Source organism: Lentibacillus kapialis, assembly GCF_014646635.1.
Lineage (GTDB): Bacteria > Bacillota > Bacilli > Bacillales > Amphibacillaceae > Lentibacillus > Lentibacillus kapialis.
Window position 1 is genome coordinate 1 of sequence record NZ_BMNQ01000068.1, and the last position, 17,937, is coordinate 17,937.

Consider the following 17,937-nt stretch of genomic DNA (forward strand, 5'->3'; position numbering starts at 1 on the left):
GACAGAAAACCACATGCACAGGTCTGGCAGCAACAGCGGAGAGGACACACCTGTTCCCATGCCGAACACAGAAGTTAAGCTCTCCAGCGCCGATGGTAGTTGGGGTTTAACCCCTGCAAGAGTAGGGCGCCGCCAGGCATTTCCATTATTCCACAGTAGCTCAGCGGTAGAGCAATCGGCTGTTAACCGATCGGTCGTAGGTTCGAATCCTACCTGTGGAGCCATGGAGAGCTGTCCGAGTGGTCGAAGGAGCACGATTGGAAATCGTGTAGGCCGTTATCGCGGTCTCGAGGGTTCGAATCCCTCGCTCTCCGCCACTTATTAAAATGGCCCGTTGGTCAAGTGGTTAAGACACCGCCCTTTCACGGCGGTAACACGGGTTCGAATCCCGTACGGGTCACCAAACTTATCTAAATTCAAGGGATTACAATTTGATTTCGATCTAAACATTTGGAGGATTAGCTCAGCCGGGAGAGCACCTGCCTTACAAGCAGGGGGTCGCAGGTTCGAGCCCTGCATCCTCCACCATATCGCGGGGTGGAGCAGTCTGGTAGCTCGTCGGGCTCATAACCCGAAGGTCGCAAGTTCGAATCTTGCCCCCGCAACCAAAATAATGGTCCGGTAGTTCAGCTGGTTAGAATGCCTGCCTGTCACGCAGGAGGTCGCGGGTTCGAGTCCCGTCCGGACCGCCATTTTATCTAAATCAATATACATATGTCGGCTCGGTAGCTCAGTCGGTAGAGCAACGGACTGAAAATCCGTGTGTCGGCGGTTCGATTCCGTCCCGAGCCACCATTTTTTGATTCAGCTTTATACGGAGGGGTAGCGAAGTGGCTAAACGCGGCGGACTGTAAATCCGCTCCCTCAGGGTTCGGGAGTTCGAATCTCTCCCCCTCCACCATTTATTTTATAGGGGTATAGTTTAATGGCAAAACGAAGGTCTCCAAAACCTTTGATGTGGGTTCGATTCCTACTACCCCTGCCATAATTTTATTATGGCGGTCGTGGCGAAGTGGTTAACGCACCGGATTGTGGCTCCGGCATTCGTGGGTTCGATCCCCACCGGTCGCCCCATATCATTATTCAAATGTTATTGGGCTATAGCCAAGCGGTAAGGCATCGGGTTTTGATCCCGTGATTCGCTGGTTCGAATCCAGCTAGCCCAGCCATTACATGCGGAAGTAGTTCAGTGGTAGAACACCACCTTGCCAAGGTGGGGGTCGCGGGTTCGAATCCCGTCTTCCGCTCTTTAGTATTTTATTTGGCGGTATAGCCAAGTGGTAAGGCAGAGGTCTGCAAAACCTTTATCACCGGTTCGAATCCGGTTACCGCCTCCATGATACGACTATGCCTGAGTGGTGGAATTGGCAGACACGCAGCACTCAAAATGCTGTGCCTACGGGCGTGTGGGTTCGAGTCCCACCTCAGGTATCAGCAGAATACAAATCATAATAAATGTTATAGATGAGACAGGATAATGAAATTCCTGTTTTTTTTTATAACGTCAGAAAGTATAAATGATGGATGACCTTATAAGAAAAGCTTCGGCATTCGCTATAAAACGAGGGGAATGCCGAGTTTTTCTAATAACGTCAGAAACTATAAAATTTGAGCATATCACAATATCCAATACTGTCTATCCAATACTATGGAGCTTCAGCGCACTCCAATGTTAGGCGGTCTAGGTGGACCGGATCCGCATGATAACTTTTAAGTGTTGTTACCGGGGTAAGGTTGCCATGAGGGGGTGGGATTGACAGGATGTCCTATTCGAAGAGGCATTTGAATGAGCAGTTCAATAAAGATCCTGCTTCTTGTTATCTTCTTCTTGCTCTAGTTTTGTTTGATTGGCGGAAGGGAGAACTTGTTCTGTCTGAAAAATCCAGCTTCGGCGGTTCCTCATTCCGCTATTTCCTCTTTTTAGCCTAATTTTGCCCTGCTTTTACCCGAGTAACAGAATGAGGATTCATGACACCACTAAATAAGGTGATTTATGTCCATTTAGCGGAACGAGGATTCGTCAGGTATGGATAACTCAATTTAGACAGACCCTCTCTTCCGTTATTTGGTATTTTGAAACGTGGGCCTGGCCAGTTACGGTAGATGACCGTTCGAACGTGGTTCTGAAATTCAAAATATGTTTCCGGCAAATTTTTTGGCCGTGAACATTGTGGGGAGATGTATCCGGAGTATTGTAAAGGCATACATGGACAGGGATATAAATTATCGGATTTTCTCTAACAATATTAGAAAGAAAAAGGACCGGGCCGCACTTTGCCCGGTTTTTCTAACTGAAATGAAGTGCTTATTTGGTGCAAAAACAATCGGTCAAATGATCCTTGAAAACACGTTGTTCTCGTGAATGTTGTTGTTATTTAGACCGCATCCCACGCAGTATCACGTTCCGCAGGGGGTTGAGGGGGCTCCTTGTACCAGGTCTCTCAGAGAAAAAAACTGGCCCAAACGACCATCTTTGTTTATAGTCGTTTAGCCAGTCCTTTTTTGCTATTTTAGATCTTACAAATAATCTCTTCTTAGTTCCATTGCGGATCGCGGCGAAATATAAGCTGGTGCGACATCATAAACTGTCTTGGCACCGAATTGTTTTTCCTGATTCATTCGATAAGCAGCCCTTGCATACGCGACTAGTACGCTGGAAGTGAATTCAGGATTGCTGTCCAATTTAAGTGAAAACTCATAAAGCTGGTTGTTATCTTCGCCAGTGTTTCCACTCTGAATGACGAATCCGCCATGTGGTGCTTTGGAATGGTCGCGTGCTAATTCTTCTTCTGAAATAAAATTCACTTCTGTATCATAGTCAGCAAAATAGTTCGGCATTGTTTTAATTTCATTTTCGATTGCCGCCTTGTTCGCACCTTCTTCAGGAACAATATAGCAAACACGGCGGTGTTTCTCGGAGGTCGTTAACTCCGGATTGATGCCACTGCGCACTTTTTCAATCGCATCTTCGGATGGAATGGTGTATTGTACGCCATTCTTTACACCTTCAACTCTCCTTACAGCATCAGAGTGTCCCTGACTGAGTCCTTTACCCCAAAAAGAATAATTCCCGCCATTCGGTAAAATCGCTTCAGCCATTACACGATTGAGGGAGAATAAGCCTGGATCCCAGCCAGTTGAGATTATAGCGGTTGTGTGATGCTTAGCCGCAACGTCATTGACCGATTGATAAAACTCCGGAATTTTTGCATGGGTATCATAACTGTCAACGGTATTGAACATACTTGCAAAGTGTGGGGTCTGCTCAGGTAAGTCTGTTGCCGATCCACCACAGAGCAGCATGACGTCTATTGTATCCTGATAATCACTCGCATTATCAATATGTACAGTTTTTACACCGGGTTCACCAAGATTCAGTGCTTTGGGATCTCTTCTGGTGAAAACAGCAACTAATTCCAGATCCTCAGTTGCTTTAATCGCTTTTACTGCACCTTTTCCAAGGTTTCCATAACCGACGATTCCAAGTTGAATTTTATTGCTCATATACATTTCTCCTTTATTTGGTTTAACGTCTTAAATCATTCAAGATGTCCCTTATTATAAATGAATCGGATGTCTATTGAAAACAATTCAATTATTATTGTGTTTGTGAAAATATAATATTCCACACTATGGTGAACCTTGATCATTTAGTCACTCCCGCTTTATCAAAATTTTGCCAAAGGTGCACTGAAGAAAGATAGAAGTTTTTAATACGTTCATCACACAATTCATTCTCAAGAATATTAGACTTCGAAGAGAACTTCTGGCTTGTTTTTGTTAAAATATATAAGGTGGATACCTTTTGAATAGTAGCAATCTTTATTTTATAAAGAGAGCTTTTAAAATTATCGAAGGAGGAGAGACATGTCTGCAAACCAAACTACTCTAAGTCAAAGTGTCTTGGAAAGACGGGAAGCATTGGAAGCACGTTTTCCAGTCTGGCCACGTAATACGGTTGCTGGTCACTTTGCAAAAGCATGTGATCAATTTACTGACAGACCATTTCTTTACATCAATGATGAAGAATATACATATGGCGAAGTCTGGAACAAAGCGGTTCAGTATGCAAAAGCTTTTATAAGGCTTGGAGTTAAACGCAGAGATCACATTGCTGTTTTAATGGATAACGATGCGGCTTACCCGTCATTAATGATAGCTTCATCTATAATCGGAGCAGTTTTTATTCCGATTAATGCAATGCTTGCCAAAGATGAACTCGAATATATCATATCCCAGTTGGATGCAAAATATTTGATTTTACAACCCAAAATAAAAAACAAAGAGCATGGAAAAGCAATTTCCGAATTATTGAATAACAACGATTTTCAGGTTCACAGTCAATTAGAGCAGGTTATTGTTCTCTCAAATGGAGAAGAGGGACTAAGTGATTCCCGTTTTATGACATGGGGGGCATTTCTAAAAGAATCGAAGGCTGTTTCCAAAAAATCCATGAACAAAAGATGGCGTGAATCGTGTTATCCGGATGAAGTTGCCATTATTATGTACACATCCGGATCCACTGGCAGTCCGAAAGGTGTAATGCTTACTGATGATATGCTTCTCCGCTGTGGGTACGGCACATGTATAAGCAGAGCGATTGAGGACGGACGCATCACATTTGCACCACTCCCATTCTATCATTGCTTTGCTATTATCGAAGCGATTTTTGCCATGTCGTTTGTCGGCGGTGCACTTATCTCGGCATTTGGGGCGTCCCCTTTACTGTCACTGCAATTAATGGAGAAATATAAAGTGAACGATTATCTTTGTGTACCTTCTTCCTTAACATCTCTATTGAATCACCCGCGTGTTTCCGAGTTTGATTTATCTCATCTATTTGCCATGTGGTGTGGCGCGGCACCGGCTCCTGTAACGGTATGGGAAAGGGCGATAGATGTGCTGGGTCTGACCGAGACGATTACCGGATACGGCCAAACAGAAGTCGCATCATCAGGTGTGACAACGGAGATCGGTGATCCCCTGGAACGTATTTCAACAAGAGCGGGTCGTCCTAAACTAGGCGGCGTCAGTGGGCTTCGGGAATTTCATGGAAGTGCTGTTGAATATAAGACAATTGATGTTGATACAGGCAACACGTTGCCGGGTGGCTCCGTGGGCGAGTTGGCTGTAAGAGGCGTCACGGTTACCCATGGCTATTACAATAAACCGGAAGAAACAGCAGAGGTCATTGATAAAGATGGTTGGCTGCGAACAGGTGATGTGGGGAAAATTGATGATAATGGCTATATTCAGCTTTTTGGGAGACGTAAAGAAATGTATAAAGTATCCGGAGAACTGGTTTCGCCGCGTGAAGCAGAAGTCGTCATATCCCAACATCCGGCAGTCAATCAAGTTAATATTATCGGTGTGCCTGACAAGCTGACAACTGAGACTGGCGCTGCTTTCATTGAATTGAAGGAAAAGGAGACATGCACTCGGCGCGAGATTATTGACTGGTGTTCACCCCGAATCGCCCGGTTTAAAATCCCTCGTCATATCTGGTTTATTGAAGCTTCAGAGTGGCCAATGACGAGTACAGGCAAAATCCAGAAATTTCGTTTGCAGGAAAGGGCAGAAGCAAGACTTGGTAAAATTGATGGAACATTGGGATAGAGGAGGACTAACATGACACATAAATGGCATCGGACGGACTTTCGTGTGCCTTATAAGGATACAGACCGAATGGGGGTTGTGCATCATGGCAACTATATCACATGGTTTGAAAACGCTCGGACAGAATGCATGCGGTATTACGATCTTACATACAGGGAAGTGGAGCAATCAGGATTTTTGTTGCCGGTACTTGATGTAAATGTTACCTATAAAAAATCAGCGTTTTATGATGACTGTGTCGCTGTTTTTGCGCGAGTTGCCAGTTATTCACCGGTACGGCTTAAATTTGCCTACGAAGCTCGGAAAATTACCGAAAAAGATTTTATGTATACGACAGAGAGTAAAACCAAAGCAGTAGAGCCTTTTGGGCAGTTGCTCGCTGAAGGAACCACGATGCATATGTGGGTTAATCAGGAATGGAAACCGGCTCGTATAGATAAGGCTGCTCCTGAAATCTATGCTGTAATCCAAAATACAATATAAGATAACTCCCTGCTGTAAAATACCTTATAAGAGGTTGTTCAAAAAGTCCGGTAAAAATGACACTTAGAATTTCTTCGTTGGCTTGTTTCTCCGCTCCTTGGAAAAGAAAAACACTTTTCCTGCGTGCGAAGCGGCTTCAGGGTAGCATTACTTGTGCTCATGTATCTAAAGGCATACATTCCGCTGCTCGAAACTGCGCCGCCCTCGAACTTCTTGGTCCTTTTTATCCTCCTTTTTGAACACGCACTATAAGATATTTTACAGCGGGTTCTTCATCTGCAGTTAAGAAAGTTTAGATCCTTTCTTACTGTATAAGTGCAACTAAGGCTTTTGCCTTCCGTGATAAGTGTGATGCTATTGGCGGATTTTTTGGTTTTTCTGATTCAGTGTTTAAGAGCGATTTCGGCGATGTCTTTCTTTACCACCCTTCATGGCGTTTAGTTCCTCTTTGTTTTTGTTTTTCTTTTTTTTACCTTTATCAGTACTCAATTTAAAATCCTCCTTCACCTATAGAGTGAACTAAATTTTATAAAACATGTACAAGGTGACGTTTATGCCTGAAAATTAAAGATAAGTGATATGTCAGTAGTTTGCGGCTCCACCACATGGTTATCGTAAGCGTGTCACAATTCTCAATTGGGTGAAGGTGAGGGTTTAAAACGGGATACTTGTTTATTCCTGTTTGGTACGTGAAAATAAATAATAGGATTAAATTTTTGTTAAAAGGAGGAATCACATTGACTGATAATTTTTATGAAAAGCGTCAAGCGGATCATTTGAAACAACTGAAGGAACTTGCACCGGACCAGACAAAAGCTTTTGGGGAGTTTAATAATGCTGTTTTCAAAGACGGTGTTTTAACCAAGAAAGATAAGCAAATTATTGCCGTCACTGTGGCACATGTCACTCAATGCCCGTATTGTATTGATACCCATACAAAAAAAGCCAAAAAGGAAGGTGCTTCCCTCGAAGAATTGGTTGAAGCTGTCATGGTAACATCTGCTGTGGAAGCAGGCGGAGCTGTCACGCACAGTACCAATATGCATAATGCGCTGGCAAATGACGCAGATGACACGCTGTATGAACGTTCAAACCTTAAAAGCCTCAATCAGCTGAGTAAGAATGCTAAAGATGCATTCCAGGGCTATTCCGGATTCAATGAGGCAGCAATGAAAGATGGAAAGTTAAGCAAGAAGTTCAAGGAAATAATCGCAGTAGCTATCGGCCACGCAACACTTTGCCCGTACTGTATTGATGTCCATACGAAAAATGCAGATAAACAGGGAGTGAGGGACGAAGAGTTATCCGAAGCGGTATTGGTTACTTCAGCATTACTGGCCGGCGGTTCGTATGCACATATGGCCAATATGATCGCCAGTTATGGTGAATCTTAAGATCACAGAAAGGGTGGAAAACATTGAAAAAGGTTCTTGTAGTGGGAGCGAATGGCCAAATTGGAAAGCGCCTTGTTACACTTATTCAGAAAAGTAGTCATTTGGAAGCTAAGGCCATGATTCGTAACAGGGAACAAGCCACTTTTTTTAAAAATCTTGGTGTACAAACGGTCGTCGCAGATTTAGAGGAAGGTGTCGATACATTTGTGAAAGCCGTTGCAGATGTTGATGCGATTGTGTTCACGGCAGGATCCGGGGGACATACAGGTAAGGATAAAACGATAATGGTTGACTTGGATGGAGCCGTCAAAACAATGGAGGCGGCGAAATCTGCCAACATTAGACGATTTGTTTTAATCAGTTCATTTGATACAACACGCGAGTCCATTTTGGATGCTAACTCATCATTTGCGCCATATGTAGCTGTGAAACATTATGCAGATGAATGGCTGAAAGGTACAGATTTGGACTATACGATTATTCATCCCGGGGTGTTGACGAATGATGAAGGAACCGGGCAAGTTAACGTAGGCTCCAAGGTTGAAAGAGGCGAAGTTCCAAGAGAAGATATCGCACGTGTCATCCTTGCCAGCCTCGAGAACGATAAAACCATCGGAAAGGAATTTCAGGTGGTTGGCGGAACAAAATCTGTAAAGGATGCGGTGGATTCGGTTTAAAAAAGAACGAACAAAGGCTGTCCCTCTGCCCTATCCGGGGAAAGGGACAGCCTTTTTAGTTCATATTGAATTAAAATTCTTCATAAACCGCCGGGTCTTGATCGTTCATACGACCATCCAGACGTGTAAGCTTGTCCAATGCCTTCATAGTGCTGTCGTCCAGTTTAAAATCGAAAATAAACATATTTTCCAGCTGCCGCTTCGGTGACGCGGATTTTGGAATGGCTACTGCGCCATGTTGATAATGCCAGCGCAAAATGATTTGTGAAGGGGTCCTATTGTATTCATGGGCGATTTCATGAATCGTCGCATTGTCGAACACCTCATTTGCCCGTGCTAAAGGGCTCCAAGATTCAGTTACCACACCATGTTCCTCGTGCCATTTGCGTTGTTCCTCCTGGTTAAAGAAAGGATGCAATTCGATTTGGTTGATGCTCGGTAATACGCCTGTTTCCTTTTCGAGCCGCTCCAAATGCTCCGGCAGGAAATTGCAAACGCCGATAGACCGGATCAGTCCCCATTTTTTTGCATCTATTAAAGCCTGCCACGCTTCAACATAATGATTCTGTATAGGATTTGGCCAGTGAATCAAATACAGATCATAATAATCCAAGTTTACCCGGTAAAGAGATTCCTGAATAGCCTTCACAGCATTTTCATAGGTGTGGTAGCGGCCGGGGAGTTTCGATGCAATGCGCAATTTATCGCGTGGTACTGATGTGCGCTTCAACGCTTCACCGACTGTTCCCTCATTTTCATAATTATAAGCTGAGTCGATCAGGCGATAACCATGATCGATGGCACTTGCAATAGCTCCTGCACCTTCATTTCCCCAAAGTTTATATGTGCCAAAGCCAATGGCCGGTATGCCCAGACCATCATTCAGTTTGATTTCGGGTATCTGGTTCATCATACATGCTCCTCCTTCTATATTTAATCGTTTCACTATTTGAATTTTATCATATGGCCATTCATTTTGTTACCGAAGCGCGCAGGCGGGTTCCTTTAGAAGCGGAATATGGGCGCGGGTCACAAAATATCGCCCCGAGAACGCGAAATATCAACTTGAGCTACGGGGCATCGTTTTCCGCTTAAAATACTTCGCCTGAAATACTTACGATGGTTACGTTAATTTTCTTCTTTACAATAAGAAAATGATAACAACGCTTCTCCTAAATCCGTTAAAATCCTAAACCAGTAATAGACGGATGAATATGATATACTGAATATTCCGTAGCTGTACATAGGAAGGACAGATTACATGATCAATATATTTCGCTGGTCGATTTATTTTATTGGAGTCATGATTTTCAGTATGGGGATTACAATCACGGTTAATATGCAGCATTTGGGGATTCATCCGTGGGACGTGTTAAATGTCGCATTGTTTGATTTAATTGGGTTATCCATCGGTGTTTGGGCTATCATTATTTCATTTGTGTTGATTATCATTTCGTGGATTCTCGATAAATCTTATATTAAAATTGGCACATTTTTGAATGCCCTGCTGGTCGGAATTTTTGTTGATTTTTATATGTGGCTTGATTTTCTTCCTAAGGCGTCCGGTAACTGGATAGATATTGTCGTTATCGTAGCAGGTATTGTTGTAATGGGGTTGGGGGGTGGCATTTACAATTCGGCGGGTGTAGGATCAGGTCCGCGTGATGGATTCATGTTGTCAATCTCTGATAAAACAGGAGCGTCAATCGGCAGGGTGCGTATTATCACAGAAAGTGCTGTGCTGTTGCTGGGGCTGGCTTTGAGCGGTCCGGTTTTCATTTTCACTTTTGTTTTTACATTCATTCAGAGTCCGATTTTCGAACGAACTTATGTGCAGATGCAACGCGTTGTTAAACGCGTATCCTTAACGAGAGGTCAATATTCGAATTCGAGTTATCTTGGATAAGATAGAACAGAAAGTAAAAAACCTGATTCACGCCTGATTAAGATCTTGTCCGACGTTACACATATTCTGTCTCATAGTTTCATAAGCATGTTGAACACGATTTAAGTATGTTATAGTAGTAGAAACAGGGGGGATCATAATGAAACAAAATCAGTTTGATATTTACAGAGCAAACGGAAAGCCACTGCATATTTATCCGCAGAGAATCGCTTTATACCATCAAGCGAAAATAATTGAAGCGGTCAGTGACAATCATGACATGTATTATCTCTTTTTCTATCGTCAGGATTTCCTCACTGCTGCCAAGGCGAAAAAGTTGCGGCGGCATTCATTCATCGAATCCGCCTTTAAACAGGGGATTGTTTTCAATGCACCTCACCCGTTTGTCGAAGAACTGTTTTCCACAAATAACCACTACCGCATTATCCGCTTCGCCCCACTGCTGAAAAAACTGGACAAGCATTACACCCCGCAGGAAAAAGCATATATTTTAACTTTCTTTGAATCTTTCATCTCGAAAAAGCGACTGTTCAATGAAATAAAATCCGTCTTTTATATTTATCGGAGAAAAGGACAAAACGTGATGGCCTATCAGATTGTCAGAGTCTTCATGGACTTTGCACCAAAACATGACTTTGTCAGACAGTTACGGTCCGATCTGAATTTTAAACGGTATGCCGCTATGTATCATAACCAATCCGAAGAGATACTGAAGCAAGATGTAATCTTTGCTGAGAAAGTTTTTTATTCCAAAATAACTAACGATACTTACTTTCAGCAGCTCATAAATCTTTTGCATGAACAATCCAGATGGATGGATCTGACTGCTTTATACTGCGCCAAGTTGATCAGGGATCCTTCAGAAAAATACTATGACCCACTCACAAATCTTCTGACTCGGTATCTGGAGAATCCGCAGATCATGCACATATTGGAAGATTTGCACTGCACGTTAACTCAGTATACTCCGCTGAAACAGGATTTGTTAAAACAATATATTAAGTTGAATAAACTTGAACATGTATTGAACATGTTTGACGATCCTGAACTTGAGTTGAATACCGCGCAAACCGCTTCTATAAGAGAAATGCTTGAGCAACTTGATCCGGGTTCACAATCATTATCATCAGAGCAACTTCAGTCATTATTTAAAATAACCATCGATTGTCATCCGAACAAAGCTGAAGAGTTGATTCATGAATATACATCCGCCTTATTAAAAGAACAAGAGCCACTATATATAAGAGAACTGCTGCAACCTTTTGCCGACAGACGTGAAGTTCATTTGATTTATCAGAAGGTCAACAGGCTGATAACATTCAATGATGATTTGGATCAGATGCAGATGCTTGGTGAGCTATATTATGAATTCAGCCGGACTGAACAAGCAATCGAGTGTTTTAGCTGGGAAATGGAATTAAAACCTGACGATCCGACGCCACTTAAATGGCTGGCTAAAATTTATCAAGAACTTGGGATGGAGCAGGAATCAAAGGCCTATAGACAATTGCTTTCTAACCTGCAGAAGCGTGCATAAAAGCAGTTAAGAATATAGAGATAAAATGGATACGCGTTTTTGATACCCTGTTTTATCACATTATTTGTAAAAATGCTTGTAACATGATAATTTTTTATGAGAAGATATGTGTGAAATAATGTGGCTTTTTATATGGTCTGCTTTAATCGGCTTTCTAAGCAGCATATGAAACAGACCTGAAAAACTGGAGGTAAATGACGTGAAAATTATAGTTGCTGGAGGAGATGGCTTCTGCGGATGGCCGACTGCTCTTTATTTATCAAAACAAGGACATGATGTAGCCATCATCGATAATATGGTAAGAAGAAAAATGGATAAAGAATTACACTCAAACTCCATTACACCGATTGCTTCTCTTGAAGAGCGTGTCGTAAAATGGAAAGAGCTGACCGGAAAAGAAATCCGTACGTATGATGGGGATATGACACACTATGATTTTCTGCGTGAAGTTTTAAAACAAGAGATGCCGGATGCATTTGTGCATTTCGCTGAACAGCGCTCGGCACCATATTCGATGATTGACCGTGAACACGCTGTATATACCCAGACAAATAATGTTGCCGGCACATTGAATCTTCTTTACGGTATTAAAGAATTCGTGCCGGACTGCCATTTGATTAAACTGGGGACAATGGGGGAATATGGTACGCCGAATATCCCGATCGAAGAAGGGTATATTGAGATTGAGCATAAGGGAAGAAAAGACGTGCTTCCATATCCAAAACAGCCGGGTTCTTTTTACCATCTCTCCAAAGTGCATGACAGCCATAATATTACCTTTGCATGCAAAATCTGGGGAATCAGGGCAACCGACTTAAACCAAGGGGTTGTTTACGGGTTGGATACGGACGAAACGGAAATGGATCCGGTGCTGACAAATCGTCTGGACTATGACGGTGTTTTTGGGACAGCACTGAACCGATTTATTATTCAGTCCACCATCGGCCACGATTTGACTGTATATGGAAAAGGCGGACAGACACGCGGGTTCCTGAACATCCGGGATACTGTGCGCTGCATAGAAATTGCTGCGGAAAACCCTGCTGATAAAGGAGAATTCCGTGTATTCAACCAGTTCACTGAGGAATTTTCTGTTGGGGAATTGGCTGACAAAGTGAAAAAGGTAGCAGAGGAAGAAGGTTACGAAACCACTATTGCCAACCTTGACAATCCAAGGGTAGAGCAGGAAGAACACTTCTTTCAGGCAGAGAACACCAAGCTTAGAGACCTTGGGCTTGAGCCGCACTTGCTTGATGATGATGTGATCCGTGAAATTTTTAACACCGTCATCAATCATAAAAATCGCGTCATCAAGGAAAATGTGATGCCGCAAGTCTCTTGGAAATAATCATCCTGAATAGTGATTCAGACAAATAGTTGAGGAAGTGTCAAGATTGAAAATTGCCATCATTACAGAAACGTTCGTACCTTCCACAGATGGAGTGGTGACAAGGTTAAAGGAATGCATCCGATATTTTAAACGAGAGGGTCATGATGTGCGTGTAATTGCACCGGACCTTGGTGTGTATGAATTTGAGGGTGTGAAGATAGAGGGAGTTCCTGCAAGGACGCTCCCGCTTTACCGTTCCAAAAAATTCTCCTTGCCAACCCGAAAAGTAAGATATATGCTCGAAGAATATGACCCTGACGTTGTTCATGTGGTGAACCCTGCACTGGTAGGAATGTCGGGCGTTCGATACGCCAAAAAACTTAAGATTCCGATGATTGCTTCGTTTCATACACAAGTTCCAAAATATGCGGATTATTATAACCTGCCGATGTTCAAGGGATTCCTGTGGTGGTACTTCCGAAAACTTCATAATCAGGCAGAGCTGAACCTGTGTACATCCGAAGCAGTAAAAGACGAGCTGGAGGAACAGAACTTTCATAATGTTCATGTTTGGAACCGCGGAGTAGATACGGAATTGTTCCACCCTAATAAATATGACAAAGACATACGTGAAAAACTTACGGATGGCCAGACGGACAAAAAGCTTCTGTTATTTGTCGGAAGACTCGCGCCGGAAAAGGAGATAGAAAAAATCAAATCCGTATTGGACGCATCCAATGAATTTGCGCTGGCAATTGTAGGGGACGGTCCGCATCGCCAGCCGCTCGAAAGACATTTTTCCGGAACTAACACGAAATTCACCGGGTTTATGCATGGTGAAGAGCTTGCCAAAGCATATGCTTCTTCAGACGTGTTTGTGTTCCCTTCAACATCTGAAACACTCGGGCTTGTAATTACTGAGGCAATGGCGTCAGGGCTGCCGCTGGTTGCTGCCAAAAGCGGTCCGACCTGTGAGCAGATAGAAGATAATCGAACGGGTCTGCTTTATGATAAGGATACAAAAGATGACTTCACCAAAACAGTTTTGCGCTTTGCGGATGAAACATTGCGAAAGCGGTTGGCAAAAGATGCGCGCAATGACATCGCAGAAATGAGCTGGGATAGCCAGTCGAAACAGGTTCTCGACTATTATAAGCAAATTGTCAGTATAGCAGGAAAGGATTTAAAGCATAATAACATCAATCCATCTGATGTAAGAACCGGAAATAAGTAATTTTTGATTGCGAACAAGACTGGGAATACAAGAGGAGTTCCATGGCACAGCAAAAACAAAAACGTGGTCCCCTGCAATTTCTGCAGTTTGGCGTTATCGGTTTTGCCAATGCAGGGATTGATATCGGGACGCTAAACCTGTTATTAATTTTTTTCCATACAGACGACAGAATGCTTCTTCTATTGTATAACACGATCGCATATTCGTTGGCTGTTGCCAATAGCTATTTTTGGAATGCAAGCATTACATTCAAACGATCAGCGAAGGGAAATAATCGCCAGCGCATCCTGTTTATCATACAAGGGCTTGTCAGTCTTGGCGTAAGCAATCTTGTTTTCCTGGGTACGAATGAATTATTGGATTATACAGCCGTTCCAAACTGGCTACGCTACAATATTGCAAAGGGATTGGCAATGTTTTTGTCATTCCTTGCCAGCTTTTTCATGGTAAAATACTTTGTGTTTAAGGATTTCGGTAATCGATTTATCAAGGAAGAAAACTGAGCCAGCTTACAGGGCTCAGTTTTTTATAAGGTCAGAAATTATAAATAATGGATGATCTTATAAGAAAAACGTCGGTATCCGCTATAAGACGAAGTGGATACCGACGTTTTTCTAATGTATAGAATGCATTGGAATAAGAATCCTAATTAATGACGTTTTTATGTCAGGAGGACCTTGTTATGGGATTTATGGAGCGTGTAAAGAAGGGAAATACGTCTTCAGGCTTGGCTGCCATTGGTAATATCTTTATTGCCGGAATAAAAGGTGTTGCAGCATTTTTTAGCGGTAACAGCTCTATGTTCGCAACATCTATGCATTCGTTGGCAGATGCAGTTAATCAGGGGTTTGTTTTCATTGGAAGTGTACTTGCTGAAACACCGCCATCCGAACGATTTCCGACAGGATTTGGAAGAGTTATCAATATATTTTGTATGGTGGCCGTGGTTGTTATAACAATTTTGGCATATGAAACATTTAAGGAAGGCTGGCATGTGTTCCGGAATCCTTCAGAGTCAGGTAATATCTGGCTGAACGTTGGTGTGCTGGCTGTATCGTTTTTGGTTGATGGTTTAATTTTGGTTAAGGCCATGAAGGAAATAAAAAAGGAAACGAAATCAGATCAAGACGGGCTGTTAATAACGACAGCTTTTAAAAGGGCACAAAAAGCAACACCTGCTACGCGTCTTGTCTTTTATGAGGATTTAGTCGCTACTTCAAGTGCTGTATTTGCTATGTTTGGAGTCATATTGGCACAGGCCTTTGGTATTTTGAGAGCTGATGGGATTTTTACAATACTGATCAGTGTATTGATGCTGCTCGTTGCCTTTCGGGTGGGGTATGATAATATGATTGGCCTCATTGGAGTTTCGGCCCCGGCGGAAGTGGAAAAAAAGTTGTCTGAGAAACTGCTTAAAGACAATCAGGTCGTTGATATTTATAAACTGAGGGTTATTCAGGAGGGCCGGACGTACCATGTGGAAGGCACTGTGGAACTGACAAAAGGGTTATCACTGTCTGAAGCTGATGATGTCAAATTCCGTTTGACTGAAGAATTGCTGACTTTATCGGAAGTGGCAGATGTTGTATTAGGCATCATTGAAGATAATGAGAAACAGAGTTGGCAGGCTAAAGGAAACACTAACTCCCTTTCAAATGACTGACGTACTCATATGGTGAAAGGAAACAATTCATCAAGCAAAATAAAGGAGGATGGGCAAAGCCGATTCTCTTTTATTAAAGGTCAGGAAGTATAGACTATGGATGACCTTATAAGAAAAACTTCGGCACTCACAAGACGAATGCCGAGTTTTTCTAATGTCCCCTTGATATGGCCCATTCGATATCCTTCTGATTAAGTTCAGGCTGAGATGTATCCCGATCCACATCGTAATTTATCATAACATTTTGCAGAAAGTACCAGCCAAAGATTAAAACAGCCAATGTAATAACAACAACGAGCAGAACAGCTTTTTTCCCCATTGAAATGCCTCCTTATTATCCCTGTTGTGAGATTAGCAAAATCCAGATTAGCTGTCGACAGCACCGGATGTATCATAGTCGGACAAATCAATTTCCAGCCCTTTTCCTAGTGCCAGATTTGCCAGTTGAATTCCGATATACGGCCCGGTTGTGAGCCCTGATGAACCAAGCCCATTTGCAACAAGCAGCCCGTCAAAGCCTGGAAGTGAGCCAATGACAGGTAAGTATCCGGGTGTATGCGGACGAAAACCAACACGCGCTTCCAGGATTGTGCTGTCAGTAAGACCTGGGGCTACTTCCAGTGCTTTGGTTATGATTTCATTGAGTCCGCCAGCAGTAATACGTCCATCAAAGCCGGTATCATCTTCATGTGTTGCTCCAACAATAACCCGGTCATCGAGTGTCAACATAAATTGATCGTTGGGCGGCATGACAACAGGCCAATTTGATGTGTTCATCCCGGGCGTTTGCAAATGCAATATTTGCGCTTTTTGTGATGTGCTTTTAAAATTAATATTTAAAGGTGCAAGTAATTCATCAATCCATGCGCCGCATGCAGCTATAATCTGGTCAGCTTCGATCGTCTGATTATTCACGGAAGCACCTGTTATTCGAGACCCATTATAAATCAGCTGGGCATTGCCGCTCAGTATGGTTGCTCCATGTTTTTCGGCACCCCGGACTAACGCATTCCGCAGTGCACGACCGTTAACCCGAGCGGCACCGCTGACATGGACGGAAGCAAAACGTTCAGCAAGATGCGGGAATGCTTCTTTTGTTTGTTGTGCATCAAGTAAGGTTACCTCGCCGATTTCCGGTGCTTCTTCACGGCGTTTCAGGGCACGTTCTTTCATATCTTTGAGTTTTTTCTCATCGGTATGAATACTGATGGCACCGGTTCGGGCGTATCCTGTGTTAGATTCACCATCAGTTATAAGTTCCTGGATTAAACTGTGGTAAATACGTGCACCGCCTTTGGCGAGTTTATACCATGCTTTATTTCTGCGTTGCGAAAGCCAAGGACATATGATACCAGCAGCGGCGTCGGTGGCCTGTCCTGTGTCATGCCGGTCAATAATCATAACCTCTGCACCGGATTTGGCCAGTTTGTATGCGGTAGTGGCGCCCAATATACCTGCGCCAATTACAATGATTTTTTTCATCTAAAAATCCTTTCTGACATTCTTCATCAACTATAAGAAAAAAATTGTATAATTGAAAGTGAGACATGATTGATATATTAAAAAACGGAGATGAATTTTATGCAAAAGTCGTTTATGTTGGAGGATTCGGTGTGCAAGATACGTAAGACGCCGGTATCAGACAATCCATCATTCAATGGTATAATGAAAGAAACTGAATCGTGTTTTCGCTTACGTGCACAACAATATACAGCCCGTGTGTTATACTTTCAAGTACCGATTTAAAGTTAGGGGTGTCTTTTTGGCTAAAAGAAAAGTTTTGAAAATGGGATGGTTCGGCTGGTGGAACTGCTAAACTAAAGTAGACCATTTCCGCTAAATAAAAATGAACACTTTCTGGCAGAGGGGTAGCAGCGAATGGAGGGCTGCCCCTCGGGGCAGCCCTCCATTCGCTTTCGAAATTTTCACCCCCCTATCTTCAAAATTTTTCTTCACATTCCTATATAATGTTATGGTTAGCCCCCAAAAAGGGTAAAAAAGCGTCCAAAATATACCACGACTACGTTATAATAAAGGTAACTATACAATTCTTCACAGGGCGGTGCTACATATGTTTAAACACGGTAAAAAGGAACA

14 protein-coding genes, 14 tRNA genes and 1 rRNA gene are annotated in these 17,937 nt (G+C 42.8%); 25 read left to right on the top strand and 4 right to left on the bottom strand.

The features are described 5' to 3' along the window. Positions 1-22: 22 nt before the first annotated feature. The 15 genes from rrf to IEW67_RS15880 all read left to right on the top strand — a co-directional run bounded on the left by rrf (position 23) and on the right by IEW67_RS15880 (position 1,431). Positions 23-138 (top strand): 5S ribosomal RNA (rrf, locus tag IEW67_RS15810). An 11-nt stretch (positions 139-149) separates the two neighbouring features. Further along, positions 150-224, top strand: a tRNA-Asn gene (locus tag IEW67_RS15815). Position 225: 1 nt separating this feature from the next. Further along, a tRNA-Ser gene (locus tag IEW67_RS15820) sits at positions 226-317 on the top strand. A gap of 11 nt (positions 318-328) precedes the next feature. Continuing rightward, positions 329-403: transfer RNA gene (locus IEW67_RS15825), tRNA-Glu, on the top strand. 49 nt (positions 404-452) lie between these two features. Then, positions 453-528: transfer RNA gene (locus IEW67_RS15830), tRNA-Val, on the top strand. A gap of 3 nt (positions 529-531) precedes the next feature. Continuing rightward, positions 532-608: transfer RNA gene (locus IEW67_RS15835), tRNA-Met, on the top strand. Positions 609-615: 7 nt separating this feature from the next. After that, a tRNA-Asp gene (locus IEW67_RS15840) sits at positions 616-692 on the top strand. A 27-nt stretch (positions 693-719) separates the two neighbouring features. Further along, positions 720-795: transfer RNA gene (locus IEW67_RS15845), tRNA-Phe, on the top strand. A 21-nt stretch (positions 796-816) separates the two neighbouring features. Continuing rightward, positions 817-901, top strand: a tRNA-Tyr gene (locus IEW67_RS15850). Between the two features lie 10 nt (positions 902-911). Further along, positions 912-985, top strand: a tRNA-Trp gene (locus IEW67_RS15855). A gap of 13 nt (positions 986-998) precedes the next feature. Beyond that, a tRNA-His gene (locus tag IEW67_RS15860) sits at positions 999-1,074 on the top strand. A gap of 20 nt (positions 1,075-1,094) precedes the next feature. Further along, positions 1,095-1,169 (top strand) — tRNA-Gln (locus IEW67_RS15865). A 6-nt stretch (positions 1,170-1,175) separates the two neighbouring features. Beyond that, positions 1,176-1,247: transfer RNA gene (locus IEW67_RS15870), tRNA-Gly, on the top strand. Positions 1,248-1,263: 16 nt separating this feature from the next. Then, positions 1,264-1,337, top strand: a tRNA-Cys gene (locus IEW67_RS15875). Between the two features lie 12 nt (positions 1,338-1,349). Next, positions 1,350-1,431: transfer RNA gene (locus tag IEW67_RS15880), tRNA-Leu, on the top strand. A 1,086-nt stretch (positions 1,432-2,517) separates the two neighbouring features. Here the strand turns inward: IEW67_RS15880 and IEW67_RS15885 are convergent. Beyond that, positions 2,518-3,504 (bottom strand): diaminopimelate dehydrogenase, encoded by a 987-nt coding sequence (locus IEW67_RS15885; RefSeq protein ID WP_188634055.1) that lies wholly within the window; start codon positions 3,502-3,504, stop codon positions 2,518-2,520. Positions 3,505-3,867: 363 nt separating this feature from the next. Here IEW67_RS15885 and IEW67_RS15890 point away from each other — a divergent pair, with 363 nt between their 5' ends. The 4 genes from IEW67_RS15890 to IEW67_RS15905 all read left to right on the top strand — a co-directional run bounded on the left by IEW67_RS15890 (position 3,868) and on the right by IEW67_RS15905 (position 8,170). After that, positions 3,868-5,616, top strand: a complete 1,749-nt coding sequence (locus tag IEW67_RS15890; protein ID WP_188634056.1) for a class I adenylate-forming enzyme family protein — start codon at positions 3,868-3,870, stop codon at positions 5,614-5,616. A 12-nt stretch (positions 5,617-5,628) separates the two neighbouring features. Next, positions 5,629-6,099, top strand: coding sequence for an acyl-CoA thioesterase (locus tag IEW67_RS15895; protein WP_188634057.1), 471 nt, complete (start codon positions 5,629-5,631; stop codon positions 6,097-6,099). A gap of 737 nt (positions 6,100-6,836) precedes the next feature. After that, the gene (locus IEW67_RS15900) at positions 6,837-7,493 is read left to right on the top strand and encodes a carboxymuconolactone decarboxylase family protein (protein WP_188634058.1); all 657 of its coding nucleotides are present in this window, start codon (positions 6,837-6,839) and stop codon (positions 7,491-7,493) included. A gap of 23 nt (positions 7,494-7,516) precedes the next feature. Further along, on the top strand, positions 7,517-8,170 hold the full coding sequence (locus IEW67_RS15905; RefSeq protein ID WP_188634059.1) for an SDR family oxidoreductase: 654 nt from the start codon (positions 7,517-7,519) through the stop codon (positions 8,168-8,170). A 70-nt stretch (positions 8,171-8,240) separates the two neighbouring features. On the opposite strand, the gene IEW67_RS15910 is transcribed toward IEW67_RS15905, so the two are convergent. Further along, on the bottom strand, positions 8,241-9,083 hold the full coding sequence (locus tag IEW67_RS15910; protein ID WP_188634060.1) for an aldo/keto reductase: 843 nt from the start codon (positions 9,081-9,083) through the stop codon (positions 8,241-8,243). 348 nt (positions 9,084-9,431) lie between these two features. On the opposite strand from IEW67_RS15910, the gene IEW67_RS15915 reads away from it, so the two are divergent. From IEW67_RS15915 to IEW67_RS15940, 6 genes are all read left to right on the top strand, one after another. Next, positions 9,432-10,076: a YczE/YyaS/YitT family protein gene (locus IEW67_RS15915; RefSeq protein ID WP_188634061.1), complete on the top strand. Its 645-nt coding sequence runs from the start codon at positions 9,432-9,434 to the stop codon at positions 10,074-10,076. A gap of 139 nt (positions 10,077-10,215) precedes the next feature. Further along, on the top strand, positions 10,216-11,613 hold the full coding sequence (locus tag IEW67_RS15920) for a hypothetical protein (RefSeq protein WP_188634062.1): 1,398 nt from the start codon (positions 10,216-10,218) through the stop codon (positions 11,611-11,613). Positions 11,614-11,812: 199 nt separating this feature from the next. After that, positions 11,813-12,961, top strand: coding sequence for an NAD-dependent epimerase/dehydratase family protein (locus IEW67_RS15925; protein WP_188634063.1), 1,149 nt, complete (start codon positions 11,813-11,815; stop codon positions 12,959-12,961). Positions 12,962-13,007: 46 nt separating this feature from the next. Next, the gene (locus IEW67_RS15930) at positions 13,008-14,177 is read left to right on the top strand and encodes a glycosyltransferase family 4 protein (RefSeq protein WP_188634064.1); all 1,170 of its coding nucleotides are present in this window, start codon (positions 13,008-13,010) and stop codon (positions 14,175-14,177) included. 41 nt (positions 14,178-14,218) lie between these two features. Continuing rightward, the gene (locus tag IEW67_RS15935) at positions 14,219-14,680 is read left to right on the top strand and encodes a GtrA family protein (RefSeq protein WP_188634065.1); all 462 of its coding nucleotides are present in this window, start codon (positions 14,219-14,221) and stop codon (positions 14,678-14,680) included. A 179-nt stretch (positions 14,681-14,859) separates the two neighbouring features. Beyond that, positions 14,860-15,840, top strand: a complete 981-nt coding sequence (locus IEW67_RS15940; RefSeq protein WP_188634066.1) for a cation diffusion facilitator family transporter — start codon at positions 14,860-14,862, stop codon at positions 15,838-15,840. A 151-nt stretch (positions 15,841-15,991) separates the two neighbouring features. On the opposite strand, the gene IEW67_RS15945 is transcribed toward IEW67_RS15940, so the two are convergent. Beyond that, positions 15,992-16,159 carry a hypothetical protein gene (locus IEW67_RS15945; protein WP_188634067.1) on the bottom strand — a complete coding sequence of 56 codons (168 nt, stop codon included), beginning with the start codon at positions 16,157-16,159 and terminating at the stop codon, positions 15,992-15,994. Between the two features lie 47 nt (positions 16,160-16,206). Continuing rightward, entirely contained in the window at positions 16,207-17,322 is a 1,116-nt protein-coding gene (locus IEW67_RS15950; protein ID WP_188634068.1) for an NAD(P)/FAD-dependent oxidoreductase, read from the bottom strand. Between the last annotated feature and the right edge of the window lie 615 nt (positions 17,323-17,937).

Coding starts and splice junctions, on each gene's coding strand:
- IEW67_RS15885 (WP_188634055.1), bottom strand. CDS start 3,504: ATGAGCAATAAAATTCAACTTGGAATCGTCGGTTATGGAAACCTTGGA.
- IEW67_RS15890 (WP_188634056.1), top strand. CDS start 3,868: ATGTCTGCAAACCAAACTACTCTAAGTCAAAGTGTCTTGGAAAGACGG.
- IEW67_RS15895 (WP_188634057.1), top strand. CDS start 5,629: ATGACACATAAATGGCATCGGACGGACTTTCGTGTGCCTTATAAGGAT.
- IEW67_RS15910 (WP_188634060.1), bottom strand. CDS start 9,083: ATGATGAACCAGATACCCGAAATCAAACTGAATGATGGTCTGGGCATA.
- IEW67_RS15915 (WP_188634061.1), top strand. CDS start 9,432: ATGATCAATATATTTCGCTGGTCGATTTATTTTATTGGAGTCATGATT.
- IEW67_RS15920 (WP_188634062.1), top strand. CDS start 10,216: ATGAAACAAAATCAGTTTGATATTTACAGAGCAAACGGAAAGCCACTG.
- IEW67_RS15935 (WP_188634065.1), top strand. CDS start 14,219: ATGGCACAGCAAAAACAAAAACGTGGTCCCCTGCAATTTCTGCAGTTT.
- IEW67_RS15940 (WP_188634066.1), top strand. CDS start 14,860: ATGGGATTTATGGAGCGTGTAAAGAAGGGAAATACGTCTTCAGGCTTG.
- IEW67_RS15945 (WP_188634067.1), bottom strand. CDS start 16,159: ATGGGGAAAAAAGCTGTTCTGCTCGTTGTTGTTATTACATTGGCTGTT.
- IEW67_RS15950 (WP_188634068.1), bottom strand. CDS start 17,322: ATGAAAAAAATCATTGTAATTGGCGCAGGTATATTGGGCGCCACTACC.